The organism is Rufibacter hautae (assembly GCF_008271695.1).
GTDB classification, from domain to species: domain Bacteria; phylum Bacteroidota; class Bacteroidia; order Cytophagales; family Hymenobacteraceae; genus Nibribacter; species Nibribacter hautae.
Map to the genome: position 1 here is coordinate 13,348 of NZ_VKKY01000004.1, position 20,455 is coordinate 33,802.

The 20,455-nt window shown below is 42.8% G+C and carries 20 protein-coding genes; 11 read left to right on the top strand and 9 right to left on the bottom strand.

Features of this window, described 5'->3' with window-relative positions; translation table 11 throughout:
• Positions 1–166: 166 nt before the first annotated feature.
• The gene (locus tag FOA19_RS22745) at positions 167–841 is read right to left on the bottom strand and encodes a hypothetical protein (protein ID WP_149093180.1); all 675 of its coding nucleotides are present in this window, start codon (positions 839–841) and stop codon (positions 167–169) included.
• 290 nt (positions 842–1,131) lie between these two features.
• Here FOA19_RS22745 and FOA19_RS22750 point away from each other — a divergent pair, with 290 nt between their 5' ends.
• On the top strand, positions 1,132–1,512 hold the full coding sequence (locus tag FOA19_RS22750; RefSeq protein ID WP_223809028.1) for a hypothetical protein: 381 nt from the start codon (positions 1,132–1,134) through the stop codon (positions 1,510–1,512).
• Positions 1,513–1,597: 85 nt separating this feature from the next.
• On the top strand, positions 1,598–3,559 hold the full coding sequence (locus FOA19_RS22755; RefSeq protein WP_149093182.1) for a toprim domain-containing protein: 1,962 nt from the start codon (positions 1,598–1,600) through the stop codon (positions 3,557–3,559).
• A gap of 738 nt (positions 3,560–4,297) precedes the next feature.
• Here the strand turns inward: FOA19_RS22755 and FOA19_RS22760 are convergent.
• The 4 genes from FOA19_RS22760 to FOA19_RS22775 form a co-directional block, all read right to left on the bottom strand.
• Complete coding sequence (locus tag FOA19_RS22760; RefSeq protein ID WP_149093183.1) at positions 4,298–5,284, bottom strand: hypothetical protein; 987 nt, start codon at positions 5,282–5,284, stop codon at positions 4,298–4,300.
• Between the two features lie 333 nt (positions 5,285–5,617).
• The gene (locus FOA19_RS22765; protein ID WP_149093184.1) at positions 5,618–6,556 is read right to left on the bottom strand and encodes a replication initiation protein; all 939 of its coding nucleotides are present in this window, start codon (positions 6,554–6,556) and stop codon (positions 5,618–5,620) included.
• Between the two features lie 616 nt (positions 6,557–7,172).
• Positions 7,173–7,736: a hypothetical protein gene (locus FOA19_RS22770; protein ID WP_149093185.1), complete on the bottom strand. Its 564-nt coding sequence runs from the start codon at positions 7,734–7,736 to the stop codon at positions 7,173–7,175.
• 4 nt (positions 7,737–7,740) lie between these two features.
• Complete coding sequence (locus tag FOA19_RS22775) at positions 7,741–8,466, bottom strand: ParA family protein (RefSeq protein ID WP_149093186.1); 726 nt, start codon at positions 8,464–8,466, stop codon at positions 7,741–7,743.
• A 746-nt stretch (positions 8,467–9,212) separates the two neighbouring features.
• On the opposite strand from FOA19_RS22775, the gene FOA19_RS22780 reads away from it, so the two are divergent.
• From FOA19_RS22780 to FOA19_RS22800, 5 genes are all read left to right on the top strand, one after another.
• Positions 9,213–9,710, top strand: a complete 498-nt coding sequence (locus FOA19_RS22780; RefSeq protein ID WP_149093187.1) for a hypothetical protein — start codon at positions 9,213–9,215, stop codon at positions 9,708–9,710.
• Positions 9,711–9,722: 12 nt separating this feature from the next.
• Positions 9,723–10,745 (top strand): DUF5712 family protein, encoded by a 1,023-nt coding sequence (locus FOA19_RS22785; protein ID WP_149093188.1) that lies wholly within the window; start codon positions 9,723–9,725, stop codon positions 10,743–10,745.
• A 195-nt stretch (positions 10,746–10,940) separates the two neighbouring features.
• Positions 10,941–13,124 (top strand): TraM recognition domain-containing protein, encoded by a 2,184-nt coding sequence (locus FOA19_RS22790; RefSeq protein ID WP_149093189.1) that lies wholly within the window; start codon positions 10,941–10,943, stop codon positions 13,122–13,124.
• Between the two features lie 82 nt (positions 13,125–13,206).
• Positions 13,207–13,674, top strand: coding sequence for a hypothetical protein (locus FOA19_RS22795; protein ID WP_149093190.1), 468 nt, complete (start codon positions 13,207–13,209; stop codon positions 13,672–13,674).
• Between the two features lie 17 nt (positions 13,675–13,691).
• The gene (locus FOA19_RS22800) at positions 13,692–15,038 is read left to right on the top strand and encodes a Fic/DOC family protein (protein ID WP_149093191.1); all 1,347 of its coding nucleotides are present in this window, start codon (positions 13,692–13,694) and stop codon (positions 15,036–15,038) included.
• A gap of 13 nt (positions 15,039–15,051) precedes the next feature.
• Here the strand turns inward: FOA19_RS22800 and FOA19_RS22805 are convergent, their stop codons facing one another.
• On the bottom strand, positions 15,052–15,522 hold the full coding sequence (locus FOA19_RS22805) for a beta-barrel fold lipoprotein (protein WP_394344114.1): 471 nt from the start codon (positions 15,520–15,522) through the stop codon (positions 15,052–15,054).
• A 407-nt stretch (positions 15,523–15,929) separates the two neighbouring features.
• Between FOA19_RS22805 and FOA19_RS22810 the strand changes: the two genes are divergently transcribed.
• The 4 genes from FOA19_RS22810 to FOA19_RS22825 are packed head-to-tail and all read left to right on the top strand — an operon-like array spanning position 15,930 to position 17,547.
• Positions 15,930–16,304, top strand: a complete 375-nt coding sequence (locus FOA19_RS22810) for an ArsR/SmtB family transcription factor (protein ID WP_149093193.1) — start codon at positions 15,930–15,932, stop codon at positions 16,302–16,304.
• Positions 16,301–16,912, top strand: a complete 612-nt coding sequence (gene merTP / locus FOA19_RS22815; RefSeq protein WP_149093194.1) for a mercuric transport protein MerTP — start codon at positions 16,301–16,303, stop codon at positions 16,910–16,912. The genes FOA19_RS22810 and merTP overlap by 4 nt, the downstream gene beginning before the upstream one ends.
• Positions 16,912–17,121, top strand: coding sequence for a GDCCVxC domain-containing (seleno)protein (locus FOA19_RS22820; protein ID WP_149093195.1), 210 nt, complete (start codon positions 16,912–16,914; stop codon positions 17,119–17,121). Before merTP ends, FOA19_RS22820 begins: the two co-directional genes overlap by 1 nt.
• 12 nt (positions 17,122–17,133) lie before the next feature.
• Positions 17,134–17,547: a bleomycin resistance protein gene (locus FOA19_RS22825; RefSeq protein ID WP_149093196.1), complete on the top strand. Its 414-nt coding sequence runs from the start codon at positions 17,134–17,136 to the stop codon at positions 17,545–17,547.
• Positions 17,548–17,802: 255 nt separating this feature from the next.
• On the opposite strand, the gene FOA19_RS22830 is transcribed toward FOA19_RS22825, so the two are convergent.
• The 3 genes from FOA19_RS22830 to FOA19_RS22840 form a co-directional block, all read right to left on the bottom strand.
• A complete protein-coding gene (locus FOA19_RS22830; RefSeq protein ID WP_149093197.1) occupies positions 17,803–18,174 on the bottom strand; it encodes a hypothetical protein in 372 nt (123 codons plus the stop codon).
• Between the two features lie 236 nt (positions 18,175–18,410).
• Positions 18,411–18,677 carry a hypothetical protein gene (locus FOA19_RS22835; RefSeq protein WP_149093198.1) on the bottom strand — a complete coding sequence of 89 codons (267 nt, stop codon included), beginning with the start codon at positions 18,675–18,677 and terminating at the stop codon, positions 18,411–18,413.
• Positions 18,678–18,837: 160 nt separating this feature from the next.
• The gene (locus tag FOA19_RS22840; RefSeq protein WP_149093199.1) at positions 18,838–20,445 is read right to left on the bottom strand and encodes a hypothetical protein; all 1,608 of its coding nucleotides are present in this window, start codon (positions 20,443–20,445) and stop codon (positions 18,838–18,840) included.
• Positions 20,446–20,455 lie beyond the last annotated feature (10 nt).

The window sequence follows — 20,455 nt, forward strand, 5'->3', positions numbered from 1 at the left end:
AGTATTTAGTTATAATTGATTTTGATATAGGAAAAGGGTTCTTAATCCTTGGGTATGCCGTTTCTTTAAACTTTGGAATACAAAGGAGGGCGAAAGGGAGACTTTCCGAATAAGAAGTTGGAAGTGTGATTTCTAAGGCCATCGCTGAAAGACTTTAGTTGTCGATTTATTCACTGTCAGCAGTATTTCTGGCTACTGCATTTTTAATAGATGAATCCGGTGAAAACAATGCGTTGAAACCGGATTGGGCAGCAGAGGCGTTGTTTTTTAATTCAGCCCTCCTCCGCCTTTTCAAGGCTATTTCAGCCTCCCTGTTCTTCTTATCGTTATCAGTTGGTGCCGGTGCTGTAAGGGGGTTGTAGTAAAGAGATTGGGCAGGGCTATCGTCTTGCTCAATCCCCGGAAATACGTCTGGGGTAATGGTATTCCTAACACCAGGCACTGAGGGTTCCTCCTTATCGCCAGCCGTAACAGAGTCAGTATGTGCAGTGGCCGCCTTCGGACTGTTTCCAGAATCGGCATGCATAGTGTCACGGCTTTCTTCGCATACAACAGGCGTTTCCGCCGTGCTTATATCATCCAAGTATTCTTCGTTACTAAATAAATATTCCAGTAAGGTGCCCGTAGATTCGGGGTCAACTTCCGGGTATTCATCAAACAGTGTCACAAAATCCCGGACTTCATATCTATAAGTTCTCAGTGACTTATAATTACCGGACTTTGATTTCCCTATAACCTTCCGTGCTTCTTTACCAGACCCATAAAATCGCCACCAGAGCAAGGCCACCAATAAAGAAATTGGAATTAGCACTAAACCAATAATGTAGGTTTCCAGCGGCATATTTCTCCCTTTAACGGGAAAATAATTCGGGAGTTATACAGATAGTGTGCAAAAGTTAGTATATAGTTGTATATTCTCTTATAGAGGGCAGGAAACCATTCAAATTGTTATACGTTAATTAGTTTATAGTTATTCAATAGTTAAGAATAATTATAAATGCGTGATTTTGAGGCAATTATTTAGTTTTTAAAAAATATAATTATATATTGTAGGCAATTATTTATAGAATACAATTGCTAATTGATGCAGCCGTATAGCGCTTGTAGGGTTAACAATTGAAAATGTTCTTCATGATGCCTACAACCGCCTCCGTTCAACCTTTAGGGTTTCCGGACCCTAGTCTGTTTGTATTATATGCAGATGTGCTACGTTATATTCAATACCGGTTAAAACTATTGGGGCACGGTCAGGTAAAGGCTTTCTGTAAGCAGTATTTATTTCCCTATACCACCGTCGTGAATCTTAAGAACAGTACCCTGAAAAGAAAGGAACACCTTCTTTTACAAAGGATTCTGGCAGCTCTGTCATTTGAGACAACCGCTTCCCGGAACCCTTTATCCATCGGTGAAGAAGACCGTTATCTGTTTCTCTTCCCGGGCAGGGAGGAACTAGGTAAGTTTAAAGAGCAACTCGCCTATATTGATAGCTTGGCTAAGGCCCCACCCCACTAACACCTGGGAAGGGTATTCATATTGGAAAATATAGCGGGTTTACCCGCTATTTGTATTTTATGGATTACCAAAAGCTCATACAAGCATGGAACGAAAATTTTTGGAGAATGACCCGCAGGAACTAGAGCGGTTTAAGGAAAGGATAGACTTAGTGGAGTATGCCCAAAAACAAGGCTATCAGATAATGGCGCAAGGGAAACGCGAGGATTGGCAGCACCTGGAAAAGGGCGGGGAGCATATCATCGTTACCAGGAAGGACGATAAGCAGGTATATTTCAATCCAGGTGACGACCGCGATAAAGGTACCATCATCGATTTCGTAAAAACCAGGGAAAGCAAAAACCTGGGGGAAGTGCGGCAACACCTGCGCGAGTACCTGAATGAGTACCCGGAGCCTCAAAGAACCTATGCTGCGGCCCCGGCCCGGCTGGACGGATTGCCGGTAGGAAAACCTAAGGGGCATGGGGGAACAGCCACCGAAACAGAAGAAGAGAAAAGAACCAGACTGATTTCAGAGGTATTAGGTGTAAAAAGAGAGTTAACTGACCGGGCTTACCTCTATAGCCGCTCCCTCACAGACGAAACCATTGACAGTCCAGCCTTTCAAGGACGCGTATTCACGACCGAGAAAAACGAACATGGGTTCCGGAATACCGCCTTTCCCCTTTACAATGAACATGGGCTGGCCAGCGTGGAACAGAAGAACACCGGCTATAAAAATCTACTGGAACTGCCCAAAGACGGCATTTGGGTTTCCCACCCCACCCAAGGCAAAGGGACTCCTATTGAAAGGCTGGTTTTGAATGAAAGCGCCATCGATTCCATGAGTTACCACCAACTGAAGAATGACGGTAAGAACACCATGTACATTGCCACTGCCGGAACTGTGACCGAAAGGCAGACGGCCTTAATCCAACGAGTCATAGATAAGCAAAACCCCCAGGAGGTAATACTGGCCGATGATAGGGATGCGGGAGGAAGAAGGTTCAATATCAATTACCTGAATGATTTACAGCCTGCCCGACCATTCAAGGAATTGGCCAATCAGGAGGCTTACAGTGAGGCCAGCCGCCCGGTGCAATGGCACGCTACTACCGGGAGGTACCATGCCAATTTGCGGGTTGAGTACCATCATGAAAACAGCCAGGAAGGGGTCGAGCGCATAAAATATCTAACTGGTCAGGTAGAACGTATCAATTCGGTACAGGAAGAGCCGAGTATTGAAATGAAGGTGCAACGCTCTACCGAGAAGGACACGGTAATAAAACTTAGCGTAGCCAAAGCCGACACCGCCCAATTGGAAGTAATCAGCCAGGAGCTCTACCGACAACGCGAACAGCTTCGCCCCGAGCAGGAACGGCACCCGGTAAATTTCATCCGGGTAGAATATCCAATCGCGAAAGATTACAACCGTGATTTGGAATTAGCCAGTCAGGGATTAAGCTCTTCACAAATCCAGGCACAGGCCACGCAAGATGAGCGGGAGCGTGAGGCGCAGCGGTTACATAAAGAACAGCTTCGAGCGGAAGCCCAACGCCTGGAGCAAGCCCAGTACCTCCTGCAATTGCAACAATCTAATGACGCCCAAGATAGACGGCTGCAGCATAAAGAAGTCCATCAGGATAAAGCAATTCTGGCAACATCAAGTGCGGTTTCGGCTAAAACTGATGCAGGCCAGCGACTACCGGCTAAGGAGCAGCTGGATGGGCCTGGTTCTGAAAAGGAGTTAATCATTAAAGTGGAGGAAAGAGATAAGGGGACCGGTGCGAAAGGTCAGGCAGAAGCTGTGAAAGATACGGTGGAACGAAGTGGGGCAAAAGTGGGCGATATTCAAAGTACGTCCACTAATGGTTTAAGGCACTCAGAAATGAAAGTTGCCTACCGGACGGATGACCCGGAAATAGGCAAGATATCCAAGACCTTGGACGCGATAGGTAACCAAAAAGGGAATGACGTGGTAGAACATCATTCAGACCGCACGGAAAGGCGGAATATTGCGAGTAATATGGAGAACTATAGGCCCTCTCAGCAAGAAATAACAAGGTAGTAAACCAGGTTAGTTTTTTGAGCCGTATCAAATAAAGCAAGACCATGTCATTCAAAAATCTTTCATAATTTAAAAGAGGCTTTTTATTTAGGTTCATCGAGATAGAAGAGAAAATTCCGTAATTATCTTTTCCCCTACCGCCCTTTAAAAGAAATTTGCTAGTCGTGGCAGCATGAGTATTTTAAAGATTAATCAATAGCTTGGGCGTTGCCTGGCGGCCGGGCTACTCCCCTACGGCGGCCACCTATAAAACTGGCTGAAAAGTCCAGTTTTATGCGAACAAGTGGCCGGTATCCCTAACGCGGGTTTTTCCGGAAAACCGGGGAGTATGGTATAAGTTAGGGCTGCTGGCTCCGTTGCTCTTCACCTCCAGCCCTAACTTATACCACACTCCCCTACCCTATATTCAGGAGCCTCGGAAATGGAGTATGGCCTGTTCGCGGAAAAGGCGAACCCACCATACAGAATGTACACGGGCTATGGCCGGAAGAGGGCTTGGGGAAGCCGGATACGCTATATGCAGCGGGATGCGGAACCACGCCCCCTCCCCGCTTCGATAAAGGAAGAAAAAAGCAAATGGTGGTTTCGCAGAAAAAGCGAACCCATCATTTGCAAAGAATTGGGCGGTAGGGGGGAAAAGTTTGAGAAATTTTGCGATTACAAAAGCGCCCTTTCCAATTAGGCAAGAAATAGGTGAGGATTTCTTAGCCTCACCTATTTCTGCGAAAAAATTCTTAGTTACATAGCCATTGCCGCAATGTTATTAAACGCCTTCTGGTCAGCTTTGAAGCGTTCGTTAATGGTCAAGGCAGATTTTCCGTTAAAAAGGGCAAAGTTTGCAGCATTATAAACCAACCACAGATTGGCTTCGGTTTCCAATTCCTTTTCCTCAAACCTTAACCGCTCCACGGCCAAGGCGGCCAGCTTCTTTGGTAAACCGGCTTCCGTAATAACTTTTTGAACGTCGGCATCGGTAGGCATGGCCACCCTTACCAGTTTATTGTATACCGTGCCGGTAACTGAATCTTTCTGCGCAATGAAGTTCCGGAGAATTTTAGTCAAATGTTCCCTGAATATTTCCAGATTCAGCCCTTTGTGGTGGAATGTTTCCGCCAGGATTCTTTCCTCTTTTTTAATCCTCTCAATGTTTACGTGCTCTACTTTTTCCTTTAAAGCATCCAGGTATTTTTTAGGTTGACCATTGGCCAGCCAGTTAAAATATTCTTCATAGGACATAAATTCATCTGCCCAGCCCATCAGGCCGTTGGAACAGATTTGGCGATAATAGGAAACCTTTACTTTTTCTTCGTTCGTTGATTCAATGGACGAACCTTGGATATTGAAGGGGCTTTTGCCAGTATATGAATTGTTTATAATCAGGTTTTTATATATCCGCTCGTTGCCCACCTTCAAGCTATCGGGAAGGATAACATTAATGCTGAAATCCCCACGGGTTGAATAACGGGCATCAATCGTGTAATCTTTTGCCACGCTGTCCACCACCGAGCGCAGTAGCTGATTAGGAATCAACGTGTATTCATCGCTTTGAAGGGCAAAGATATGCTGTGTACCGTCCGGCATGGTGCCGACGATAGCCCGTTGCCTGTCAGACGGCAGCAGATTGTAGTTGTCAGGCAAAAGGCTTTGCAATTTTTCTTCTTTTACCGGAAAACAGATATTGTCCCATGCAGTGGCTTTATCGAGGTTTGTGCTTTGAGTTGACATGGTTCCTAGGGTTAAAGGTTAATGATTATTTGCAATTGTTATGATATGTATATTATATTATACGTTAATGTATATTAATAGATACATAAAATAATAAAAAATCACACCTTTTTTGGCCTTCTTTTTATATTCAATAACTCCTATGTTTATTTTGTGAGGAACGATTCCTCATTTTTTGACCCTTGCAGTTTGCAATTGCAAAAAGCAACTGAAATTGACCGCCCGAAGGGCGGGATGTTCAACAATTATAATTCCTATGACTTCGTAAATTCTGCTCCCTGTCTATTGCTAATTTACCAATCAGCATAATTTTTGACTGATGAAACCTAGCTTTTAGACCAAACCGGCAATTTTAAGGAATAGCCCCCCAGGATTGGATGCGGCTTTAATTTTGTCAGTTTTCAATTTATAGCTGAACTGGAAAAGCTTGTTCAATAAATTCTCGTCGTACAAGATTTTATTAACAAGCTTCTCTTCGATAATATTTAAATCATCCAGGATAGTCCTGGCGTTCTGCTTCCTTACATCATCGGTTGGCAAATCGAAAGCTAACGGTAACTGCTGAATTGTTTGTTTGTTCACGTAGAACCGGATGTGCGTGAAAACCCGGCCTCTTTTCGTCAATACATAGCTTATTCTCAGGTCGGTGAATTTATTGATTTGCTCCACAGCAATATCCAGAACGTTCTTTTTGAATAAGGAGATGGATGAATATTGCTCCTTTTCCTTGTTCTTAGGGTCCTTTAGATGCAGGATTACCTTTAAATCATCAATAGAGTATATCTTCGTTTCTCCGATGTCCTTCCATTGGCTTGCAATCTGATAGATGCGTTTAGCCCACTTACTGGGCAGCATAAAGGCCGCCTGGAGCTGAAAGCTGGTGAAGTTGTTCTTTAAATCTATGAGGTATGGCCTTATGTTCTCAGAAATTTCAAGTTCAATCAATCCCTCCCCTTTTCTGTGTAAGGCAGAAGCCAGTAACCCCACCTGTAAAACGGTTTTATTATCCTCAAATACATATTCCCGGCTCCTGAGCGCAGAAGTCGCCTCCAAAAATTGGCCATGGTGCCATTGCCTTCCAGTCACTTCCTGCAATTCCCTCACAGAAATTTGGTATTTTGTACCAGGTTTATCATCGGCACGCAGTTTGGAAAGAAGGAAAAACGAAATATCCATCTCAATAGCTGACATCTCATAACGTGCCGTTGTAATGGCGTTATGCTGCCTTATTTCTAATTTATGCGGTTCTTTTGCCGTTATCCCTTTTGCCATTGTCCACCAACTAGTAATTGCACAACTTTCTGCCAAATATAGAAAATTTAAAAGAAAAAACAAGTACCAAAAACTTTACTAGCTTTTGACTGATGAAACCTTGCTTTTCCACATATCAAACCTAGCTTTTCACGTATTAAACCTAGCTTTTGACTGATGAAACCTTGCTTTAAACGGATAAAACCTAGCTTAAAGAGCGCTTAATAGTCAGTAAGCCAATATCTTATGACTCCTGCAAATACTAAACAAATAATATAAATACTACAAACTTGTAGTTAAAAAGTTAGGCTTTTAGAGGTTTGGTTTTGGGACAGACGGGAAAAAATGAAAGAAAAAACAACAAAAAAATCCAAAAAAGTAGGAGCTTTGCGCGCGCGAATTGCATCTTATCAAAAATAAATATAAATAATATTATTAAAAGCTAGGTTCCATCAGTAGGCGAGTCCTTTTTAATACTACATGCTAAAATGAATAGTATTAGGCAGTGATAAACTAGGTTTTACTGATAGAACCTAGCTTTTGACTGATGAAACCTAGCTTTAACTTAATTAAGTTATAAAATTAGTGTATAAATTGGATAAAAGTAAAGATTTTGCAAGTGTTTACAATCGCAAAACTACTTATCCGTCCGAGTTCTGTTAATCTTACCTGTTTTAAGAAGGTGCTTTTCATACAATCTGAATGCTTCTTCAGCATAATCTGTCAGATTTGATGGGCCACCACTTCCATTTAACTGAACCAGGTTGAATTTTGCATCTAACCAAAGAGAACTCAACAGCCTGACATTCTTGGTTTCCTCCGGCTGATTATCAGCACTTGGGGCCGTTTTCCTTGCAGCGGCACGAGCTTTCTTTCCTTCTGGAGCGGGAGAGGCAGACTTCCCGGCATCCACTGGCACATGGGCTAAATTATTCTCAGCCCGCTCTTCCCCCCTACTCTCACCCTTGGAACCCATATCAACTAATGGGGTAATTTCCGATGCTGGTGTATCCGGTTCAGCAACTGGAGCCGTTTCCGTCTTTATGCTTTTTACCATCGCTTCACCAGCCATGTTTGAACGGGCTGCTTCACGTGAAGCTTGGGGAACCACGATACGTGCTTTCCCGAATTTTGGCGCACCTTGCTTTTTAATCTCTTTTTTCTCGCTTTGGCTATTGCCGTTATTTTCTTGTTCAGCCATTTTCCTATTCTGTTACAGATTTTATGGGTAATTCCATCCGTTCAATTAATTCATTGCAGACAGCATGTATTTCTTCTGAGACATTTTTATCTCCACCTACATAGCGCAAATAAGCGGGTGTTGTCAGGCTATACAGAGTGGATGCGCGTTTGTAAGCTGCCCGGTAGCTAAGAGAGGATTTAAAACGAGCTAATCCCAGGGCATCCACATAATCATCCATTTCCTGTTCCTCCTTATTGTTTGAGCGCTTAGTGGAAATACCGAAATACTCAAAGGGTATTTCTGCCTTATCCGCCTCTGTTTTAATCGTTTGCAGGATATGCATGAATTCAGCCGTACTTGCTCTATCCAGATAATCAGCAACTAGTGGAACTATGACCGCATCACAGGCAGTAAGCGCATTAAAAACATCATCGCCATCGGCCCGGCCTGGCACATCAATGAATACTAAATCGTAATCATTTTCCGGGTTATCTACAAAATCAAAAATTCCATTTAAGTCAATTGAGAAAATATCGAAGGGATATGTAGCATCCGGGTTAGACTCTTTTAGCAATTGCAAACTTTCCTCATCTATCTGGACACGGGTTTTCACGATGCTTTGCTGGTAGTCACAGTCCAGCACCGCCACTTTAAGTTTGTAGTCTACTGCCAACGCTGCTGCCAGGACTAGCGTCAACGTGGATTTTCCTGACCCTCCTTTTTGGGTCGCAAAACTTATAATTTTCATAACGAACTTTTTTCTAAATCACTTAGCTTCTTTTTACAAATTTATAATAATATAGGTTTATAACTTTATCATGGCTCAATTTTATATTTAAATAACTTTATAATATTATTGATTTATATTTTTATATTATTATAATACAATAACTTTACAATATTATAATAATATATTGTTATCATGCATTAACCTTATAAAAATATAATACACCATAACTATAGTATTATAGAAATATAGGAGCATGCAACAATAACCTTATTGTTCTATTATCTTATACAAATATACCTTTATAAAACTATACTACTATAATAATGTAATAATATAAAACTATAATATTATAACAATTGTAATGACCAGTCAACCTTTGGTGGATAAGTTATAACAATATAAAATTATATTGTTATAACTTATCATTAACAACTAACTTTATTAAGATTATATTTTATAATATTATAACATTATAAAATAGTTAAAATGTTTAGTGAGTAGTGGTAAGACCTGCAATACATTAATCTTTGGGAACCATCACTTCCAAGTTTACTTCACTAAACAACTATTCATTAAGTCCTAAGTCCAATGCGGGGTAGTTTTTTCTTTTAGCAAGAAGAGCATTTAAAATGCAATGCTAAGGCATTGATTTATAAACACTTGCTTTTAAGCAGAGCTTAAAAATGTAGAGAATGAAACATAAGTGCTTAGTAATCAGTAATATTTTGTAGATATATAGTTGAGATATTGGCATTTTCAATAATATGAGCAAACTCGAAAAAACAAGCACGACCAGTGCCCGCCTTAATGCTGTGACACATCACTTATTAGCCAAAGAAGCTAAACGCCTGGGCTTGTCTGCGATTGATTACCTAGATGCTGCCGTAAATTATTTCGGCACAAGAGGATTGAATCCAGTTGAAATTGAGGCAAGGGAAGGTGCATTGATAATGCAGGATATTAAACGTTTAGGCGACCGGATATTTGGTTATATGCAAGAGCAAGAACGAGGATTATTATCGGTGCTGTTAGAAGAATTGATACGTTCAAGGGTGACTATTGACCGAGTTTTACGCATGGAGGAGATTGTGTTGAGCACGTATAAAGACGAGGATTTGAGAAGCGGGAAAAGTAAACTTAAAGCTTTGAGAGAACAAAACGAGGGTGCTATCACTAATCAACTTAAGCAAATATTTGATTCTGCGAAGGAGAATGCGCCTGGTAAAAAGAAGAAATCGGAGCAACCGAAAGCAGATACCTAACAGGAGAATGTCATGTATATAAAACTGATAAACCCAAAATCACACGGTCTTGCAGCCTATGACAATAATGGCAGCAGTCTTCAAACGCTCAACTATTTGGTTCATGAAGCAAAGCGGGAAAGAGAGGATTTAGGGATTTTTTTTAATCAGGACAGCGATGGTTTAAAGCCTGAACGGGTACAACAGGATATTGACTCCAATGTGAAAGGACTTACTGCGAAAGATTCTAAATTCTATTCCCTTATCATAAGTCCCAGTGCAGATGAGCTCACGCACATCAAAAATGATGAACAACTATTGAAAGCCTATACCCGGCAGGTCATGGAGCTATACGCTCAAAATTTTAACCTGAAAGGGGACGAACGCCTTGCCTCCAAAGACCTGGTATGGGCTGCTACTATCCACCAAGACCGGAGCTACCGGGGAACAGATAATGAAGTATTGGCTGGAGAGGCAAAGGTGGGCGATAAGCGCCCAGGCTTGCAGACCCATGTGCATATAATTGTCAGTGCGCGGGACAGGAACCAAAAAATAACCTTGAACCCCAATGGGCGCAAGAGCAGGTTCGACCTGATAGACTGGCAGCGGAAGTCAGGGCAGCAGTTTGAGCATCAATTCAGATATACCGCTAAAGAGAAAGAGAAAATAAAGGTCAAGCAACGCGATGCAAGCCGGGATGTCACCAGGTCCATACGTATAGGGGAGCGGGTAGAAGACATTAATAGAAATGTGCCCAGAAGCCAGAGGCTTGATGGCGAACGCGTAAAGGAAATCGCCGTTAGCAGAAATTTTGACAAGACTTTTTACCGCTCCTTAAAACGGATTGAAACGAAGGCGCAACAGGGAAAGCCGATTGATAATGCGTACTATCTACTGCAGACGGGAAGGGAGCAACCCACACCAAGTAAGGCACCGGTCAGAAATTTGCTGCACGCTTTTCAGCGTGCGGTAAACTCAGGTACAGGTAAGGATATTAAAACAGAAGAAATAGGAGAGCGGAAAAGCCGTCGGAATGGGGAAATGGAAATTGACTAGGGCCGCTATGTCTGTTATATTTTTGCAATTGTGAAAATATTTAAGCACTCAAGCCTAAAGCGGGACAAGGGGTAGGTGATGCCAGGTAAATTGTGAGACCATTTTAAAAGAAATATTTCCGAAGCAGACGCAGCTTTGTGCTGGGCTTCTTAGGCAAGGCAATTGAACCATATTTTATTTTAAGAAGAGATAATTATGCAGGTACCTACACCGGGTAAGAATCAAAACCTAGCCTTGGTTATTGGATTAGTGATTTTAGCAATAGCTTTTGGGGATTATTATGTATTGCTTCATCAAGCAGAAATACGTCAGGCACGTGCCTGGGTGAAAGCAAACCCCGAACTTACGCCACAACAAAAGAGAATTGCCCGACAGATTGAGCTGAGGCGGCGGCATGCCGACCGTATGAGGACAGGGGTAAGTAAGAAAAAAACTGAATCAGTCAATGGGATGGCTGGTAGGGACAGCATCAGTACCGTAGAGGGTGCAGGTGGTGGATTGGGGAGTGCCGGAAGTGACATTAAGCGAAAATCTCTCTTGAAAGCAGATAGCATATACAATAAGGCCGGTATTTACTTCCGACTTTCCCTGCTGGCTGCTTCGCTTGCATTTCTCTTCATTCAGAAAGCCCCGGAAAGGAAATTAGGGCAGCCCAAACTTAAACCGATATCTGGAAAAAACAGAAAGGTTATTTTCCTGCTTTGCGGTGGATTTTTCCTGATAAGTAGCTATGTACTTTTAACAATTGCAAAGTTTCCCCTAGATTTTATTCTGTACGGCTACCCCATGGCCAGCCTGGTAGGAATTCTCAGCACCTTCGTCGCCGGTTTGGTTATTGCCCGTAGCAAGCGGCCTGACTTCGGACTAACTACTGAACGCAAAAAGCTTACTTCAGAAAATGGTTTCAGCTTGCCCACCCAGGACGGAGGTTATATAAACGTACCCAACGCTTTTAGGGGGAATCTGGTATTAGGAGGTGCAGGAGCTGGGAAGTCATTCAGTATTGGGGAACCGGTAATTGAGCAATTTGCCAGTAAAAACTGGGCAGGCTTGATTTACGATTTTAAATTCCCAGTGCTAACAGAAGTCGCGCAGCGTGCCTTAACCCTTGCTGCCGAACAAGCGGAAGCCAAAGGCGAACCCGAGCCCAGCGTACAACTTCATGTCATCAATTTCCGGGATTTAACCCGCACGGAGCGACTTAACCCCTTAAGGCCGGAGGAAATGCCCGTAGTAGCCTTTGCCGAAGAATACAGCCGGGCGATAATCAATAACCTGAATACAAATACCATTAAGAATTCAGGGGAGTTTTTCAGTACGTCCGCGATTGCTTATTTGACGGGCATCATTTGGTTTTACCGCAAGAACTTCCCAGCATACTGTACCATCCCCCATGTAGTTGCAACGGCCCTGTATAAGGATTTTAGGCACGTTTTATCAATGCTGGATACAGACATAGAGTGCGGAGATATGGTCCGAAGCCTCATCACCGCAGTAGAACAGAAGGCCGAGAAACAAATTGCCGGGGTCGTGGCCACCTTGCAAATTATCCTTAGCCGCATAAACAGCCCGGAGATTGTCTGGGTGCTTACCCCGGATGAAAGTAGGGGAGAGGGATTCTCGTTAGACCTGAATGACCCGAACAATCCTAAGTTATTGTGTATCGGCAATGACCCCACCCTAAAAGATACCTTTTCACCGGTTATCAGCTGTATCATAACCGTGGCGCTCAAACTGATGAACCAGCAGCGGAAGCACCCAAGCTATGTTTTTCTGGATGAGGCAGCGACTATCTACGTGCCTGGACTGGAGGTAATTCCCGCGACGGCCAGGAGTAATAAAATAGCTACCATTTACATGAGCCAGGATTTGAGTCAGATGGTTGATTCATACGGACGGGATAAAATGCAGGTAATGATTAGTAACCTCAATAATTGGTTTATAGGGAAAGTAAACAACATGGAGACTGCTGAACTCATTTCTAAAATCGTTGGTCGGGAAGATAAGTCAATGGTATCAACCAGCAGTGGCAGCAGCACCGGCGGTGCTGGCCACCGGAACCGGAGCCAGAATCAAAGCGTAAGCCTTCAGGAACGCAGTTTGGTCCGTATTCAAGATGCCGTTGGGTTAGAGCAGGGAGAATTCATCGGTCAGACTGTTGAAACAGAATCTGCCTTTTTCCAAGGGCGGATAGACCGCAGCGATGCCCAAACGGAAATACATGAACTGGAACCGTTCGCGCTCTTTGCAGATGAAGGTGAAACCGATTCCCAGGAGGCGCAGAGAATAATAGTTCAGGCGAATTACCAAAAAGTGCGCGATGAGGTAAAAGAAACAGTAGAAATGTATCCTAACACGCTGGCTCCCGGAGAGGAGTAGCGGCACTTTTACCCCCTGTTTATACTGGTTTTTTTGGCCATTTTTGCGTATATTGTATAGAAGATTGAGTGAAAAACAAAGTATGGAAAATAGCAATTGGAAACCCGGAGGCACCTTTTTCAAGCCTGCCCCTGCAGGGTTGAGCATTGAGGAACTGGCAAAGAGAGCGGAGCGTGAAAACATCGCAAATCACGGATTTGCACTTGTTATGAGCAATGGCCCGATGCCCGACGGGGAAGCCTTAGAATTTATGCAGAAGTATGTTGACGGCGAATGCACCCTGCGGCAAGCATTGGATGAGTTGACGAAGTACCACGGACTGGATTCGCCAAGCCCTGAACCTGAACCTAAACCAGCAAGCATTACATTGGCCGTTCCCGAGGAAGCGGCCAATTCTGTTTCATATTTGCCTGATTCCGATGAAGAGTATTGGAACGCAAAAATGTCTGTTGACCAAACTTTCAATGAAAAGGAATCATCCAAAGAGAATTCAAGGGCAACCTTACCCGACCTTTTTAAAGATAGGGCAGATGGAGAGAAGAAAGGTTAACTTTTACAATTGCAGCAATGGCAAAGCATGACGGGTTCAGCGATGATGACGGGGTTTTAATTAACCATAAGGGCATCCGGAACAGGGAAGCCCTGGCGCGTCTGGAGAATAAGTTTGCCGGTTTCGGTGCGGCCATCCTGAAAGAGGAGGGGGGCATTCCCGGTAAGTTTGACCAGGAGCATTTGCAAAAAATCCATAAGGAGCTTTTCCAAAAGGTTTATCCATGGGCTGGGGAGACCAGAGCGAATAGGGGAGGGTTCCAAGGCGTAAAAGATACAGTTGCCAACCAAGTGCCCCAGGAAATGAGATATGCACCTTTCAAGGAGATAGAACAGCGTCTGGAAGCCATCAGCAAGCAACTCCAGCAGGAAAACAATTTGAAAGGATTAGGCCAAGAAAAATTTATAGAGCGCGCCGCCTATTATTTAGACCAGTACAATCATGTTCACCCCTTCCGGGAGGGTAACGGTAGAACCCTGCAAGCCGCTCTTACTCAGTTAGGAAAAGAAGCCGGGTATGACATTGACTTTAATCGGGCAGAACCCGCTAAATATAATGAAGCCAGAAATTTTGCAATTGTAAAACCACACGCTCCTCAGGAAGCACATAAAAACTTAGCTCCGCTGAAAGAGTTCCTACAAGAAATCACCACTCCGTTGCCTGGTATTGAAGCCGAGAAAGACAGGAAAGGAGGAATAGCCAAAACTCCGGAGCCATCGGCTGCTATGAAGCGTATCGAAGCGTTGCGGGAACTGGAGGTGACCGGCAACCGGATAGCTGACCGGTGGGATATCGTGGTGAAGCAGCAAGTGAAAAGCATTGTGGAAGAACCCAAAAGCTTGAAAAACTATGAGAAGGGTTTACGCACTATCGGCAAGTCTATTCTTGAAGGAGGGGCGAAACCGGAGCATTACCTTTATCAGGATGCCGAGCGATTTACAAAAGCAATTGACCAAGTGAAATATGTTTCCGCCGGAAAGGAGATTCCTGCTTTAAAGTTACCTTCGCCAGCGCAACAACTCCAGAGTGGCCAGCCGAAGAACCACACGGAAGCAAAGGAGCTTTTTATTAAGGCTTCGGCCATCATATGCTTAGAGTTGAAAGCCAATGGAAAAGAGACGGAAGGGAAAAGGTTGGAAGACGTGGTGAAATTCGTTACCAAAGTCCCTTATGTCGGAGGGGTGAACAAAGCGCACGTCAATAACGCGCTTGGCGCTTCGGCTACAATTCCAGGCTTAACAGAAGGAGGCGCTGTAAATGATATTAAAAAAGCAGTCAGTATCTTAGAAAAGCCGGAGAGGTTCCAGAGCCACGGCACTGCCACCAAAGTGCTACACCAAGATAGGGGAGGGGTGGAGCGATAAGTGGCTGGGCAGGTTATCTGAATTTTAGGTTTTCCTGCTTCACATCAAAATCATCAAGGTAGGAAAATGATTTTTCACCGATTAATTTCCCGTCTTTATATAAAGTAAATTTTACTGTCATCGGCCCAGCAGTAGCGGGAGTCACTGGGATAGGGCTAATGATAAAATTGAATTCTATTTCTCTAGAGGGATTCTGAGAAACCAATGTGATTGTGGGGCTTGATAAATCACTATTATCTAAATAGTTATCTGTTGTTTGATTATTCTCAACGCTGTAGAATTTCAACGTCTGGCCGTCCACATCAGGAGTAACGGCTATCAATGATTTATTATAATTAGTAAAATCCCCAGCCTGCTCAATCACTACTTTATAGGTGCCGCCGTCTGGGTTTATGTCTTTATCCTCACTACAGGAAAATAAGAGGATAAGCACCAGAAGGTGATAATACTTCCTCATTTTATCGGGCTTTAAAAAGTTAGACAAAAGTTATAGAGAACTTATACGTCTAATGCCTGTGTGCGGATAAAGAAATGGTAGCAAGTTATCCTAAACTTGCAATTCATTTTTTAAAGATGCTACTCATCTTTTTTTTCCTTTTTTGGAAACAGAAGTTGTGTCAATTAATAGGAGTGGAGAAGAATCTATATATTATACAAGGAGGAGTTTGTTTATTACCTAGATGGGAGGAGAAAGCCCTTTCATTACTTGGGTGTTGTAGAAAATGCGCCCCTCAGTTGTGAAGATAAATGCTACATACACATAGACATGTTTAAGACATTCTAGAAAAACAGGTTAAAGTTGCAAATTTTAATTTCTTGTTTAAAAATGATTTGAAGTAAGGTAGTATTTAAGCATTTGCTAAAATACTTAAATAAGTGTAACTTTGCATCATGGAAAACACTTCTTGTGTAAGACCTTTCGCGGATACTTCCCAAATAGAACGTTGTAAGGCAACTATTGACACCCTTAATGGTTCCTTTTCCCATGTAGCCGACGGTTTGGAGATGGCAGGCAACCCTGTCAGGCTGAAAATCCTTTTTCTCCTTTCAGAGGAAAAAGGGCTTTGCGTGTGTGATTTGAGCGACATTCTGGGTATTACTGTTTCGGCTGTGTCACAGCATCTTCGCAAGATGAAAGACAGAAACCTTATCCATTCCTCCAAGGAAGGGCAGACCATCTATTATTCCCTTTCATCGGAATATGCGGACGTTTTGAAGCCGTTTTTCCATATTATTGCAGAGAGCGAAATATTGGAAGCGGTATGAAGACGGAGAATAAACTTGCCGGAACAGGCCTAATAGCGGCAGTTGCGTCTTCCCTGTGTTGTATCACCCCTATCCTTGCGCTTGTGGCCGGAACAGGCGGCCTGGCCTCGTCCTTTGCTTGGATTGGCCCGTTTCGGCCTTGGCTTATCGGCGTTACATTGGCAGTACTGGCATTTGCTTGGTACCAGAAATTCAAGCCACAGCCCCAGAATGATTGTAATTGTGAACAAGAAAAACCCAAATTTATGCAAGGCAAAACCTTCCTTACACTAGTGACAGCGTTCGCGCTCTTAATGCTCACTGTCCCCAACTATGCCAACGTGTTCTCCCCAGAATCCGCGGAGCAGAACAGCCCCGCGAAGGCGCAAGGGAAGCCAATGGCCAAAACGGTGGCAGAGTTCACCATCACAGGAATGACTTGCGCCGCATGTGAAGGGCACGTTACCGGAGAGGTAAACAAATTGCAGGGAATTGAGGGCTTGACGGTTTCCTACGCCAAATCCAATGCCGTAGTGGAGTTTGACAAAACCAAAACCTCGGTTGAAGAGGTCCAGAAAGCCATAAAAGCCACAGGGTACAAAGTCACAGAAGTGAAGATTAAGAAGTAATGGATATTCTTACCGCTTCCACCATCACATGCCCAGAGTGCGGACACGCCAAAGAAGAGGAAATGCCCACCAATGCGTGCCAGTATTTCTACGAGTGCGAGAACTGCCACACCGTTTTGAAGCCCTTGCAGGGTGACTGTTGTGTATTCTGTAGCTACGGCACCGTCAAATGCCCCCCTATTCAACAGGACAAACCGTGTTGTGCCTAGCCCTTTGGAAGCATGAAAATGAAAAAATCCATTCCTGCGCTTCCCGTCAGGAATATTGGGGAATCAATTAAATTTTATTCGGAGAAGCTTGGCTTTGAGGCACGCCACCATGAAGACGAGTTCGCTATCTTAATCCGCGACGAGGTGGAACTACACCTATGGAAGTCAGGGGACGAAAGTTGGCGCTCAAAAGGTGCGTCGTTATCAATTTTACCTATTTGCAGCGGTGCCGAAAGCTTTCTGGCGGGTACTGCCAGTTGCAGAATAGAGGTACAAGGTATAGACGATTTGTTTAAGGAATACCAGAGCCAGGGAGTTACCTACGATACTGAAACAGTGGTGATATACCAACTATGGGGGGACAAAGAGTTTCCAGTTTTAGACCATCATAGGAATCTTCTTACCTTTTACGAAGTAATACCTTAATCGGAATATGCCGATTAAGGTATTTAAATGCGTTAAATTTATTAAGGAAAAGTGTAATATAATTGTTTTGGCATATTAGCCAACTTTTGTTATCTATAATGTTTTTATAATATATAAAAACTGCTGAAAATCAGCAATAATTAACATTGAGCAAATCATGCTTCGATGGCTAAGCAAGGCCAGATATTACCTGTTGAAATGCTTCTAGTAGGCTTAAGTTCGGGATACCCTTGAGTTCCTGCATGGTATTAGCTATTATTCTTTTCCAATTGTTAAAAAACTTTGATATTCTGCTAAATCTTCCGCATCCATCTTTTGCCGAATATATTCTTCTAACCCCACATCGTTTTTCTCATTCACATACCGTGTAAAAGAGAGAACACTTTTGCAGCTTTCAAAGCCTTTCTCCTGCATTCCTTTCCGAATATTTTCTGGTAAACCTTCCAGCCATTCATGATAATCCTGAAGGCTAGGGGAGAAGTCTATGGCACGCTGATGGTACCGGTAAGTAATGTTTCCAACCGTTAAAAGTAACTCATGGAAACGGCGCTGGTCGGCAGGGCAATTAGCTAAGAATTCAGCTTGGCTATTATTACAATCCTCGTCTGGGTGATTTATTTTAATCATTAACTTAAAGGCAGATTAAGCTGGTTGTAAACTTAAATTACTTTCAATGTAACTGTCACAACCATTTTGCAGGATTACTTCTGTTATTCTTTATTTTCTTTATTCAGTAACAAGAGTTTGTAAACTGAAATAAGGTCGCTACAGTTAGCCAGGCGAGCTAAATTTTTCAGAAAAATTTATCGAGTTCCGTAATTTTATCAGAATGGTTCATTTTATTGCTTACCCTAGAACGGAAGTTATCTGCCAAATCCGGAGTGAGAATTAGATTGCGCTTTCAGAGAATAAACCCCTTTGCTCATTTTGCTAGAATCATATACTGAGTAGTTGTTACCTAAGCAAAATGTCAAATAATCATTTACTAAGGAAAACTCTTGTTCACTTGCTTCATGGTTATGTACATTATCAATAGCCAAGCGTTCAGATTCGTTTTCAGGAATAAGCATTATTCTAAAGGACTTCTTTCCTTGGTCTAATGGTATTTGCCCTAATATTTGGTGTTTCATTACTATAAATGTAATAATTAAAGGCAAACTTATGAGGATTGTTTTTTAAATGGGACAAGTAAGGTGATGGTTTAAATAACCAAAACGATTTCTTTAATTGATAGCTTCTTTAGAAACTACAGACGAATTTCGCTCCATATATTCTATAAATTTTGTAGTATCAATTCCCTTCTTGTCTAATCCAATTCTTAAAAGCCCCCGAGTTAAGGCATTCCAGCGCTCTTTTGTTTCTTTTGAAAGCAAGGATTCCTTCATGGAAATTTGCGAGTGTTCCTCTCGCAAGAAGTATTCTTTTAACTCTTCGGGACAGTTCTGAATCTCCTGTAGTATCTCTTGTTTCAATTTTTGCAGTAATTTCTCCTCGTAATCCGACAAATCCGCTTTCAAGTTTTGTTCTATCTTGTTTAAATCTTGCTGGTAGTTGCTTTCCAGATTCTTGTATTCCACTAATTTCTGCTCTTTCTCGGTCTGAAGCGTCTGCAAACTGGCGTTTAGCTGCTGCTTCAAGTCCTGCAAATCGGCTTGGTAAGTCGTTTGTATCTCTATGAATTTGCTCAATTCTTCGTTCTTCAGCTCTAAGGTCTCGGTCAATAGCTGCTTCTTCTCGGTTAGTTTCTCCTCTACTTCGTCCAAGGCTTGTAATTTCCTCTGAGATTCTAAGTTCAAGAAGTCCTGATTTTCTGTCAAGGTCTGCATTTTCTGCGTCAAGGTCTGCTGCTTTTCGCTTAAAATCAGATTCCGCTGTTGCTGCGCTTGCTCGAAATTCTTCTTCCTCTCGGCTAAGCTGCTCCTGTCCATATTCAACTTTTGCTGTTTCTTCTGAATATCTGCCGACAAGTTCTGCTCGGTGCTTTTCCTGAAGTCCGCGCAGTCGTTCTTGATTATCTGCTGTGTTTCCCTCAACTCTTGATATTTCGTCTCTAAGACTTGATTCAATATCTCGGTATGGTTTCGCTGCCAGGCATTTGTTAATTCCACGTACAAAGCTTCTAATTTGCGCTGCTCGGCACTCGAAAGATTCTTCAAAAAGCTTTCTTTGGAGTTCATCAACTGGTGGTACTCCCACTGCATCTGGGTTGGAAACTGGTATGTATTCAGCGCGTTCTTGCTCATGGTTATATACCCACTTTGTTTTTTCTGATTTGTAAAAGGTGCCCTCTATTTCCTGTGGAGAGTCTTTAGGGATGCGGACTAGCACAGTGTCAATCCCTAGACGCCTAATTTTCACCCGTTTCTCCAACGTTAAGCTGTGGGTGGCCACTAGTTCAATGAAAAGAATAGGCTGGTAGTCTTTATTGAAAAAGGTAACGTCCGGTTGGATGAGTAGGAAACGTTCATCTACGTCTTTTTTCTTTCCCCACTTAATCTCCCCATTTTCATTTTCATAGAAGCAGGTTTCATTTTCTACCGTGTGTGCTTCAATGAATCTGTCCTCTAGTAATAGGTTGGCTAGCCCGTCATGTCCCTTTGGGGGGTATTTGTAAACCGGCGGGACTTTAATCTTCTTAATTTGCTGGAGAATATCTTTGGCTAGTTTATGCCTATGGGTTTCATCTGAGTATGTACATTTTCTGTTTGGCTCTACTCCTTTGGGGTCATGACGAAAATAGGATTGATAATTCTCAATCTTAAATTTAACGGCTTGCATTTCTCGTCTGCAGCCCAAGCAAAAGTATCCTTTCTTTCCGCTGCCTGCTTCGGAAATATGGATAACCTTTTCTTCAACATTATAGGCGTAAACGTTACCTTCGTCTTTTTCCTCTACCATTCCAAAAAGT

What these genes read in the sequence shown, in the direction of transcription:
- FOA19_RS22745 (WP_149093180.1), bottom strand. Translation starts at nt 841, where the DNA reads ATGCCGCTGGAAACCTACATTATTGGTTTAGTGCTAATTCCAATTTCT.
- FOA19_RS22795 (WP_149093190.1), top strand. Translation starts at nt 13,207, where the DNA reads ATGGAAAATAGCAATTGGAAACCCGGAGGCACCTTTTTCAAGCCTGCC.
- FOA19_RS22770 (WP_149093185.1), bottom strand. Translation starts at nt 7,736, where the DNA reads ATGGCTGAACAAGAAAATAACGGCAATAGCCAAAGCGAGAAAAAAGAG.
- FOA19_RS22780 (WP_149093187.1), top strand. Translation starts at nt 9,213, where the DNA reads ATGAGCAAACTCGAAAAAACAAGCACGACCAGTGCCCGCCTTAATGCT.
- FOA19_RS22775 (WP_149093186.1), bottom strand. Translation starts at nt 8,466, where the DNA reads ATGAAAATTATAAGTTTTGCGACCCAAAAAGGAGGGTCAGGAAAATCC.
- FOA19_RS22800 (WP_149093191.1), top strand. Translation starts at nt 13,692, where the DNA reads ATGGCAAAGCATGACGGGTTCAGCGATGATGACGGGGTTTTAATTAAC.
- FOA19_RS22765 (WP_149093184.1), bottom strand. Translation starts at nt 6,556, where the DNA reads ATGGCAAAAGGGATAACGGCAAAAGAACCGCATAAATTAGAAATAAGG.
- FOA19_RS22790 (WP_149093189.1), top strand. Translation starts at nt 10,941, where the DNA reads ATGCAGGTACCTACACCGGGTAAGAATCAAAACCTAGCCTTGGTTATT.
- FOA19_RS22785 (WP_149093188.1), top strand. Translation starts at nt 9,723, where the DNA reads ATGTATATAAAACTGATAAACCCAAAATCACACGGTCTTGCAGCCTAT.
- FOA19_RS22750 (WP_223809028.1), top strand. Translation starts at nt 1,132, where the DNA reads ATGATGCCTACAACCGCCTCCGTTCAACCTTTAGGGTTTCCGGACCCT.
- FOA19_RS22760 (WP_149093183.1), bottom strand. Translation starts at nt 5,284, where the DNA reads ATGTCAACTCAAAGCACAAACCTCGATAAAGCCACTGCATGGGACAAT.
- merTP (WP_149093194.1), top strand. Translation starts at nt 16,301, where the DNA reads ATGAAGACGGAGAATAAACTTGCCGGAACAGGCCTAATAGCGGCAGTT.
- FOA19_RS22830 (WP_149093197.1), bottom strand. Translation starts at nt 18,174, where the DNA reads ATGATTAAAATAAATCACCCAGACGAGGATTGTAATAATAGCCAAGCT.
- FOA19_RS22825 (WP_149093196.1), top strand. Translation starts at nt 17,134, where the DNA reads ATGAAAATGAAAAAATCCATTCCTGCGCTTCCCGTCAGGAATATTGGG.
- FOA19_RS22835 (WP_149093198.1), bottom strand. Translation starts at nt 18,677, where the DNA reads ATGAAACACCAAATATTAGGGCAAATACCATTAGACCAAGGAAAGAAG.
- FOA19_RS22755 (WP_149093182.1), top strand. Translation starts at nt 1,598, where the DNA reads ATGGAACGAAAATTTTTGGAGAATGACCCGCAGGAACTAGAGCGGTTT.
- FOA19_RS22810 (WP_149093193.1), top strand. Translation starts at nt 15,930, where the DNA reads ATGGAAAACACTTCTTGTGTAAGACCTTTCGCGGATACTTCCCAAATA.
- FOA19_RS22840 (WP_149093199.1), bottom strand. Translation starts at nt 20,445, where the DNA reads ATGGTAGAGGAAAAAGACGAAGGTAACGTTTACGCCTATAATGTTGAA.
- FOA19_RS22820 (WP_149093195.1), top strand. Translation starts at nt 16,912, where the DNA reads ATGGATATTCTTACCGCTTCCACCATCACATGCCCAGAGTGCGGACAC.